An 8,761-nucleotide genomic window follows, 5' to 3' on the forward strand; every position below is an offset into this window, starting at 1 on the left:
TTACAGTGAATATACGAACCTAGCCTGAAAGAACGCAATGTACACGATTGATTTAATTCTGCGTCATGTCCCCATGCCCGTCAGCATTGAACGCAAGGAAAGTGCAGCAGCAACGGCAGTCTATCAGCAAATTCAGCAGGCGATGGCCAGTGGCACTCCGACTGTCCTCGAACTGACGTGCGATCGCCAAGTGGACAAGAAGTTAACTGTCCTCACCTCAGAAATTGTGGCCGTGCAAATGGCTGATAAGGATGCTCCCTCCAGTGTGACGAGTCGTGGGGGATTCTTTGCCCAGCTCGTGCAGCAAACCCGCAACTGAGGGAAAATCTCTCAATAAAGTTTAGTTTTTCTGCGCAATGGTGATTCTTTGCCGTTAGGATACTAAGCAGACTAATCCGTAGGGGAACGTTAAGCGAATCCTCCCCGTCTGAAAGTCAGGTATCTGTGGTGTGTCGTAATAGGGCTATCTATGGTGAAGCGTTTCCTACCGGTTCTGATTCTGTTGGGGTGTAGTTTTGGTCTTGTGACCCCTGTGCGTGCCCAAGCCAATCAAGGCTTTACCTTTACTTGGGGTGAGGGGCCGAGTGGGCGACAGCAGTTGCAGTATCACTTAGATAACGGCACCCCCGGTTTTATGGGCGATCGCTACTGGCTACGCCTTGGTCAGCAAAAAGTGGCCATTAACCGCATCAACATCACCTACCCTGACTACTACAACGGCATCTTTGATCCCAAGGGGATTGAAGTGAGAGTTGGCGGCAATAGCGGCAATAGCTTCTTCCAGTTTCGCCGTGACCCCGGCAAGAAAGTTGAACTGGCGGAAGTTTCCCTTGATCGCGATAACCGCGTCATTGATATTGTGCCCGCTGAGGTGATTCCCGCAGGAACGCCGGTGCAAGTGATCCTCAACAATGTGCGCAATCCCAATAATGGCGGGATGTACTTCTTCAATGCCCGCATTGGCTCCCCCGGTGACATTCCCTTGATGCGCTACGTTGGCACTTGGATCCTCAGTATCGCCAATAACTAACGGGGAATCAATTTGCCAATTTGCGAACTGGTTCGCCATCCCTAGCCAGAGTGGAGCGATCGCCCTAGGCTAGTTTTTACAGCCGGTTCCCTCTTCACGCTTGATGCTAGATTCTGTTAAGTTTTCATTCCCCCACATTTCGCCTCTCCTCACTCCCCTGATGTACCGTCTGGTGGGGGATATTGTCCTGCGGTGCTATTTTCGTACCCTTGAGGTGCAAGGGCAGGAGCAGATACCCAAAACGGGTCCCGTAATCTTGGCACCCACCCATCGTTCCCGTTGGGATGCCCTAATTATTCCCTATGTGACGGGGCGGCGGGTGAGTGGCCGCGACCTCTACTACATGGTCTCCCACGATGAAATGCTGGGACTGCAAGGCTGGGTGATTGGTCAGTGTGGTGGTTTTCCGGTCAATACCCAAGCGCCTTCGGTGAGTGCATTGCGGATGGGTGTGGAACTGCTGCGGCAGGGACAGGCCTTAGTGGTCTTTCCTGAGGGGAATATCTTTCGCGATCGCCAGATTCATCCCCTCAAACCCGGCTTAGCGCGTTTAGCCCTTCAGGCAGCTCAGCGCTGTGCAGAAGCGATTCAGATTGTGCCGATCTTACTGGATTATGCTCAGCCCTATCCGCAGTGGGGAAGTGAGGTCAAGGTGATCATTGGTGCCCCCTTGAGTACGGGCAATTATGATGTCAGTCGCCCCAAAAGTGCCGCCCAACAACTGACGAGTGATCTTTTGAGGGCACTGCAACAGCTTCAAGAGGGGCGATCGCTCCTGTGTTTGGCATAGACCTCATCACTTGAATCCCTCTAAGAATCCGTAGGCACAATCAAGGCTTCGAATTGTTGGCGAATCTGATCGGTGACTTCTTTAACGGCCTGTCGGGCCCCTTGGCGATCGCGACGATACAGAGGCCAATAGCTCTCTAAATGGAGGGGGTCTCCAACACTGAGGCGCACCTGCCGCAAGCCCACCAAGCGATTCACAGTTAGGCTTTTTCCCTCTAGCCAATCAAACGTGCGCCAGAGAATCAGCACCACATCGGCAAAGCGATCAATCGTGAATTTCTCACGGATATAGCTACCTGTAATCGAGGTAAATCGCTCCGCAAGACGCATATGACGTAATCGCACATTGGCTTCCTCGGCCAACCAATCGGCCAAACACCGCTCTACGGCAGACAGTTGTGCCAAATCACCGCGAAACATCCGTTCCCAAGCGGCTTGCTCAATCCGTCGGCAGCGACTCACAAAATCTTCACTGGCCTTAAGACCAAAGTAGGACTCCGCCACTACAAGGGCACTGTTAAGGAGTCGCTGAATCCGTGCTGCCAATTCGGCATTGGGGGAATCAAAGGGGGGCAGTTCGGGAAAATCTTGGCGATAGGACGTGGCATAAAAAGTCTCTAGGCGATCCAGCAGGTGCATCGCTAAATTTAGCAGGCGGCGGTAGAGGTCCTGCGGTTCGGTACTCTGAGAATTGGTGGGGCAGCCAAGGCGGTTCTCCAGTTGTGCCATCAGCATTGCCATGCGTTCCCAAGAGGGCTGACTGAGGCTGTACTGAATGCCAACGGGGAGAATGACCACAGGGAGCGATCGCCCCGCCTTGGCCAAATCTTCCAGACACCAAAATCCCAGTTGTGCCACGCCCGGCTCTAAAGGTGCGACCAGTTCATTGTGTTCGTTCGTTGCCCCCTCTGGCGCCGCCGCTAGGGGAAATCGCCCCTCCAAGAGTAGCTCCCGTGCCGATCGCAGGGCTTGGCTATCGAGCTTACCGCGCATGATTGAAATCCCCCCCAACCGTGAAAAGAGCCAACCAATTTGCTTCCCGGCCCAGAGGGGAATCCCGCGATCGTAGAGAAAATAGCCATTCGTGGGGGGATGCAAGGGAATGCCCAGCCGCCGTGCTGTTTGCGGCAATAGATGCCACATCAAATAGCCCATCACCAAAGGATCATCCGTGCAAGGATGGCGAAAGGCAATGAGAAGCCGCACCTGTCCCCGCTGAAACTGCTCGTAATAACGAGCCAGGGTTTCGACATTCACCCCTTCCACCCGATTGAGACCAAGACCGTGGCGGATGTAGAAGGGTAGGAGCCGCGCCACCGTCCACCAAACTGGGTAGCTAAACCGCTGGGGGAGAAAATGCAACGGGGGTTGGGCAGTTGCAACCACACTGGACATGACGCAAACTCCTCAGAAACAAGGGTTTAGACTGAGGCAGTGGCCAACTCCGCAATCAATTGTTCCAACATCGGCTGATCTGCCCAATAGACAGCATTACAAAACTGACAGGTGGCTTCTGCCTTCGCCTCTGTGGCTAGAATATCCTTTAATTCTGCCTCCCCTAGGAGCTTGAGTGCCGCTAGCATCCGTTCGTGGGAACAGCCACAGTGGAAGCGCACCATTTGCCGTTGGGGCAAGATTTGCAAGTCCATATCCCCAAGGAGTTCCTGAAAGATATCTGGCAGTGTCCGCCCCGCCTGTAGCAGGGGTGTAAAGCCCTTGAGACTGGCTACCCGTTGTTCAAGGGTCGCGATGAGGTGTTCATCATTAGCAGCTTTGGGTAGCACCTGTAACATCAACCCACCGGCGGCAGTCACCCCGGCCTCTTCAACAAAAACGCCTAACATCAGGGCTGAGGGGGTTTGCTCTGAAGTGGCGAGGTAGTAGGTGACATCTTCAGCAATTTCCCCAGAGACAAGCTCCACCGTGCTGGAATAGGGATAGCCGTAGCCAAGATCGTGGATGACGTAGAGATACCCCTGATGCCCCACTGCCGCCCCCACATCCAGCTTGCCCTTGGCATTGGGGGGCAGTTCAATACTGGGATACTGCACATAGCCGCGAACGGTACCATCAGCACCCGCATCAGCGAAAACCGTTCCTAGGGGGCCATTGCCTTGAATGCGCACATTCACCCGTGCTTGAGGCTGTTTGAAACTAGAGGCGAGAATTAAGCTAGCGGCCATGGTTCGTCCCAAAGCAGCTGTGGCAACGTAGGAGAGTTGGTGGCGTTGGCGGGCTTCATCGGTGAGTTGAGTGGTAATCACCCCTACTGCACGGATGCCTTCAGCCGCAGCCGTTGCTCGCAACAGAAAATCTGCCATGATGAACCTAAAGAAATGTTTCGTTACACTTAGTTTATCTCCTTTTATTTGACCCCAAGGGCAGCCATCTGACGGGCAACATTTGGGAGACCCCTAGCAAGAACATCAGGAAATTGGCGATGATAGGCAAACAATCGTGATGCAGTGTCCAGTGATTGCTCCTATGGCCATGCCCTTAACTGTTTTGTCGGCAGCAACTGTCTTGGCAGAGGCAACAGAATTGCCTCAAGGGGGTCTGATTACGGAGATTCCGACGCTGGCGATCGCCCACCGCTTGGCACATCATCTTCGCCACCATTGGCCTTTAGAGACACCCTTGACGCTCATTAATGCCGAACACCAGAGCACACTCCTCACCCTTGGCGAATTGGCAGAACTCACGGAGGCCACCTGTCCGCTACAACTGTATGTGCCACCCCCCCTGCCAGAGGCACTGCTTCAGTTTCAACGCTTGATTCACGTGGTACAGGAACTGCGCCATCCTGAGCGGGGCTGCCCTTGGGATTTGCAGCAAACACCCACCACCCTTATTCCCTACGTCCTTGAAGAAGCCCATGAAGTCGTCCATGCTCTTCAAGAGGGAGATACTGGGGCGATCGCCGAAGAATTAGGCGACCTGTTGCTTCAAGTCGTGCTCCAGAGTCAACTGGCTCAAGAAGCCAACCAATTTACCCTTGCCCAGGTCATTCAAGGAATTACCGATAAACTGATCCGTCGCCATCCCCATGTCTTTGGTGAAGTGGCACTCACCACTGCGCAAGAGGTGCGCGATCAATGGGAGCAAATCAAAGCGGCCGAGAAAGGGACCGAGGAACCTCTCCCCCTAAGTCAAAAACTGCAACGCTATGCCCGTACCCTGCCCCCCCTGATGGCGGGTATGAAAATTGGTGAGCGAGCCAGTCGCGCTGGCCTAGATTGGCCAACCATTAGCGGTGCATGGGAGAAATTTTACGAGGAACTGGCGGAGTTTCAGGAGGCGCTTCTGCAAGGGAATGCTGAACAACAGGCTGTGGAATTGGGGGATCTGCTCTTTAGTGTGATTAACCTTGCCCGCTGGTGCCAACTGGACCCTGTCAATGCCCTGCAACAAACCTACCAACGCTTTATCCAACGCTTGGAGTGCATTGAGGCGGCCATCGATCGCCCCCTTGAGACCTACACCTTAGAAGAACTGGAAGCCCTCTGGCAACAGGCCAAAGTACAGTTAGCCACAGACAGCGACCCGACCGAAATAGCGGTAGAACCTAATCCTGAAGAAGCCTAATCCGCTGCGGCCATTTGCACTTTCAGTTCATCGAGATTCCATAGGGCACCCCCCAGCGCCGTGGGATTGGCACCGACCACATGATTGCGAAAAGCGGTAAGGGACAGGGGATTCACGAGGTAGATAAAGGGGAGATATTCCTGAGCCAGTCGTTGCGCTTCGGCATAGATTTGCTTGCGGCGTTCCAGATTTAGCTCCTGTGCCCCCTGCACATAGAGATCACTAATGCGCTGCTCCCAGTCAGCGACCACTCGACCCGTCAGCGGCGGTTGATTCGGTGAGGGTTGCTGATTAAACGTATGCAACAGGCCATCCACTCGCCAGATATTGGCACTGCTATTGGGTTCATTACCGCCGCCCGTAAAACCAAGGATATGGGCTTCCCACTCTAGGGAATTGGAGAGGCGATCCACGAGGGTGCCAAAGGCCAAAAATTGCAGATCCACCTGCATCCCGATCGCCCCCAAGTCCTGCTGAATTTGTGTCGCTATCGCCTCACGGATTTTGTTACCCGCATTGGTCATCAGGGAAAAGCGGACGCGGTTCCCTTTGGCGTCAAAAAGGCGACCTTGATCGTCGTAGCGGAAGCCTGCCTCTTGCAGTAATGCCTTGGCTTTGGCCACATCGTAACGATAGGTGGGCAGTCCCTGCTCCGGAGAGAAGTAAAAGGGGCTTTGTACGGGAATCGTTGAATGTTGGGGTGCCCCTAAGCCTTGGTAGATGTTGTTAATCATCCGCTGGCGATCAAGGGCATAGGCCACTGCCTGACGGAACCGCACATCGTTAAACCACTCGGACTTCACGGGATCGACAAGGGGCTTGCCATTGCGGCGACCGCGATTGAGATTGAAGGAAAGGAAAAGGGTGTTAGGACTCGGTCCACTATTGTAGATGCGAAACTGGCCGCGCTTTTCCTCACGTTTCAAAAGAGCAAACATCTCGGGGGTGACGGCAAATAGGTCCAGACCGCCCGAGCGAAATTGCAGCATGGCTGTGTCGGTGGATTCAACAATTTGCCAAATGAAGCGTTCCAGATGAGGCAGGGGCGATCGCCAGTAGAAGGGATTGCGCCGAAAAATCAACCGCTGGCCATTCACATAGCGATCCATGACAAAAGGGCCATTGCCGACAATTTGCCGAGGATCAGTATCTGTGCCCCACATGGACAGGAATTTCAATCGCCCTTGGCTATCCCGTTCTCGCACCGCTTGCCGCAGCAGATGGGCAGGTAAAATCGGCAATCCAGTATTGCGTAAAAACGGCGCAAAGGGTTCAGGTAGCTTAAACGTCACTTGGCGATCGCCTTGGGCGGTCACTGTGGGCAGCAGCCCCTTCTGGCCAATACGGAGAATATCGCGGCTACTGGTGGGAATCTCAGGATTAAAATAGACCTCATTGTAGGTGAAAACCACATCCTCACTGGTGAGAGGCACCCCATCCGACCATTTCAGATTCGGCTTGAGTTGAAAGACAATCTCGAGGGTTTCAGGCTTGATTTGCCAAGACTCAGCAAGGGCTGGCTCCAGTTCACCTGTGACGCCATTTTCTTGAATTAACCCTGTGTAGAGGTAGCCAAAGACATTGGGGGATTCTTGGCTTAGGGCGTAGTTAAAGGTTTTTGGGTCTGAGGTGACGGCGGTCACTAACTGGTTGCCACGTGGCGTAATTAGGCCAGCACAGCTTCCGAGGCTGAGGGTGCATAACAAAACCAGCAGCGCAATCAGAGGCCATTGCCAGCCGCGCATTAGCCGCCACCAACAATCGTGACAATTTCCAGGCGATCGCCCGCCTGCACATGGGTGGTTTCCCAAAACTGCCGATGCAAAATCTCACCATTGTATTCAATGGCAACCAGGCGGGGGTGAATGTTGAGCAGGTCACAGAGTTCTGGAATCGAGAGCGATCGCCTCAAGGTGTGAGGAGTGCCATTCACATGGATGACGATCGCTGGCTCAACAGGAACCATAGCAGTAGGGACAAATTTGACCTACAGGAACTGCTCAAGGGTCGCTTCAATTTTTGTTTTTGGCACCGCACCCACCAAAATATCCACCTTTTGGCCGCCCTTGAAAATCATCAGCGTCGGGATGCTGCGAATGCCAAAGTCGGTCGCCACCTTCGAGTTTTCGTCAGTATTCACCTTGACGACCTTGACTCTGCCCTCATATTCATTGGCGATTTCATCAACAACGGGGGCTACCATGCGGCATGGCCCACACCAAGGTGCCCAGAAATCCACCAACACAGGAATATCGCTATTTAATACTTCTTCTTCAAAGGTGGCATCTGTAACGGACAATGCACTGGACATAAACAGAACCCTTATAACGAATCAGCAGCCTTAAAAATATACTCTAGCAACCTTTAGGCTGACCTTGGGCTTCGGATTATTTTTTGATTTCCCAGACCCTAGGCAGTCTAGCTCGCGGCTAGGTTTGATTTGCAGTATATCACGTCGCCCTCGGCATACAGGAGACTATCGGCGTATAATGGGGTTGCCGTTTCCTATCAAGAGGATGTCAACTATGGCAACAAAATCTGCAAAACCCACCTACGCTTTCCGTACCTTCTGGGCTGTGCTGCTGTTGGCCATTAACTTTTTGGTTGCCGCCTACTATTTTGGCATCCTCAAGTAGGACTTTGGACGAAAGTATCGAGGGGGCACCCTAGCCCCCTATTGCTGGTAATCACTTCAACTCACGGCCAAAGGGCAGTAATCCTAAAATCATCAGCTTGAAATGCTGCTGCGCAAAGGGTAAGCCAATAATCGTCACCGCCAAGAGCAACCCCCAAAATAGGTGATTGAGGGCAATGCCCCAGCCCACAACCAAAAGCCACAAGATATTAAAAATCATCGTTAGCGTGCTATTGGCATCGGGCGCCTCAACCACTTGCTTCCCAAAGGGCAATAGAGCACTCCAGCCCAGTTGAATCGCTTTAATCCCAAAGGGAATACCAATGATCGTCAGGCACAACGTTACACCGCCCAGCATATAGCCAATGCCTGTGAGGAAGCCACCAAAGATCAACCAAATGATATTGCCAAGAAGACTCATGATCCACTGCTCCCAACCTTGTTTAGACTCATACCAGCTCTTTGTAACATTGAGCTTAATTTAATAGATAAGTCTTAAACGAGGGGATTGTTTATCCTAAAACTGCAGTCATCTCAAGATGAGAATGACGCCACCCACGACGTTGGCGATCGCCGAGGTGGAGCCAAAGGAAAAGAGAATCCCCAAAAACACAGAAATAATCGCAAAATTTTGCAGACGTAGGGGGGGAATCCGCCCGGCGGGAAAATCTTATAGGAGTGATGTGGGCAGGCTAAAACCCCTCCGCTTCAGCGAGGGGATA

Annotated in this window: 11 protein-coding genes; 5 read left to right on the forward strand and 6 right to left on the reverse strand. The window is 53.0% G+C overall.

Annotated elements, in window-relative coordinates:
- Positions 1 to 37 precede the first annotated feature (37 nt).
- From IGQ15_RS10455 to IGQ15_RS10465, 3 genes are all read left to right on the forward strand, one after another.
- The gene (locus tag IGQ15_RS10455; RefSeq protein ID WP_297051528.1) at positions 38 to 319 is read left to right on the forward strand and encodes a hypothetical protein; all 282 of its coding nucleotides are present in this window, start codon (positions 38 to 40) and stop codon (positions 317 to 319) included.
- Positions 320 to 469: 150 nt separating this feature from the next.
- Positions 470 to 1,030 (forward strand): DUF2808 domain-containing protein, encoded by a 561-nt coding sequence (locus tag IGQ15_RS10460; protein ID WP_297051530.1) that lies wholly within the window; start codon positions 470 to 472, stop codon positions 1,028 to 1,030.
- A 103-nt stretch (positions 1,031 to 1,133) separates the two neighbouring features.
- Positions 1,134 to 1,820, forward strand: coding sequence for a 1-acyl-sn-glycerol-3-phosphate acyltransferase (locus tag IGQ15_RS10465; protein WP_297051532.1), 687 nt, complete (start codon positions 1,134 to 1,136; stop codon positions 1,818 to 1,820).
- Between the two features lie 20 nt (positions 1,821 to 1,840).
- On the opposite strand, the gene IGQ15_RS10470 is transcribed toward IGQ15_RS10465, so the two are convergent.
- Positions 1,841 to 3,214 carry a 1-acyl-sn-glycerol-3-phosphate acyltransferase gene (locus IGQ15_RS10470; RefSeq protein WP_297051534.1) on the reverse strand — a complete coding sequence of 458 codons (1,374 nt, stop codon included), beginning with the start codon at positions 3,212 to 3,214 and terminating at the stop codon, positions 1,841 to 1,843.
- 26 nt (positions 3,215 to 3,240) lie between these two features.
- On the reverse strand, positions 3,241 to 4,140 hold the full coding sequence (gene hslO / locus IGQ15_RS10475) for an Hsp33 family molecular chaperone HslO (protein ID WP_297051535.1): 900 nt from the start codon (positions 4,138 to 4,140) through the stop codon (positions 3,241 to 3,243).
- Positions 4,141 to 4,279: 139 nt separating this feature from the next.
- On the opposite strand from hslO, the gene mazG reads away from it, so the two are divergent.
- Complete coding sequence (mazG, locus tag IGQ15_RS10480) at positions 4,280 to 5,404, forward strand: nucleoside triphosphate pyrophosphohydrolase (RefSeq protein ID WP_363315846.1); 1,125 nt, start codon at positions 4,280 to 4,282, stop codon at positions 5,402 to 5,404.
- Here the strand turns inward: mazG and IGQ15_RS10485 are convergent.
- From IGQ15_RS10485 to trxA, 3 genes are read right to left on the reverse strand one after another with little or no spacing between them, the layout of a single operon-like run.
- Entirely contained in the window at positions 5,401 to 7,149 is a 1,749-nt protein-coding gene (locus tag IGQ15_RS10485; protein ID WP_297051537.1) for an ABC transporter substrate-binding protein, read from the reverse strand. The genes mazG and IGQ15_RS10485 overlap by 4 nt on opposite strands.
- Positions 7,149 to 7,370 (reverse strand): sulfur carrier protein ThiS, encoded by a 222-nt coding sequence (thiS, locus tag IGQ15_RS10490; RefSeq protein WP_297051539.1) that lies wholly within the window; start codon positions 7,368 to 7,370, stop codon positions 7,149 to 7,151. Before thiS ends, IGQ15_RS10485 begins: the two co-directional genes overlap by 1 nt.
- A 21-nt stretch (positions 7,371 to 7,391) precedes the next feature.
- A complete protein-coding gene (trxA, locus tag IGQ15_RS10495) occupies positions 7,392 to 7,715 on the reverse strand; it encodes a thioredoxin (RefSeq protein WP_297051541.1) in 324 nt (107 codons plus the stop codon).
- 205 nt (positions 7,716 to 7,920) lie between these two features.
- On the opposite strand from trxA, the gene IGQ15_RS10500 reads away from it, so the two are divergent.
- Positions 7,921 to 8,040: a photosystem I protein PsaX gene (locus IGQ15_RS10500; protein WP_011056656.1), complete on the forward strand. Its 120-nt coding sequence runs from the start codon at positions 7,921 to 7,923 to the stop codon at positions 8,038 to 8,040.
- A gap of 51 nt (positions 8,041 to 8,091) precedes the next feature.
- Here the strand turns inward: IGQ15_RS10500 and IGQ15_RS10505 are convergent, their stop codons facing one another.
- Entirely contained in the window at positions 8,092 to 8,460 is a 369-nt protein-coding gene (locus IGQ15_RS10505; RefSeq protein WP_149817695.1) for a YccF domain-containing protein, read from the reverse strand.
- Positions 8,461 to 8,761: the final 301 nt, after the last annotated feature.

The organism is Thermosynechococcus sp. M98_K2018_005, from assembly GCF_015295825.1.
In the GTDB taxonomy this organism is placed as follows: domain Bacteria; phylum Cyanobacteriota; class Cyanobacteriia; order Thermosynechococcales; family Thermosynechococcaceae; genus Thermosynechococcus.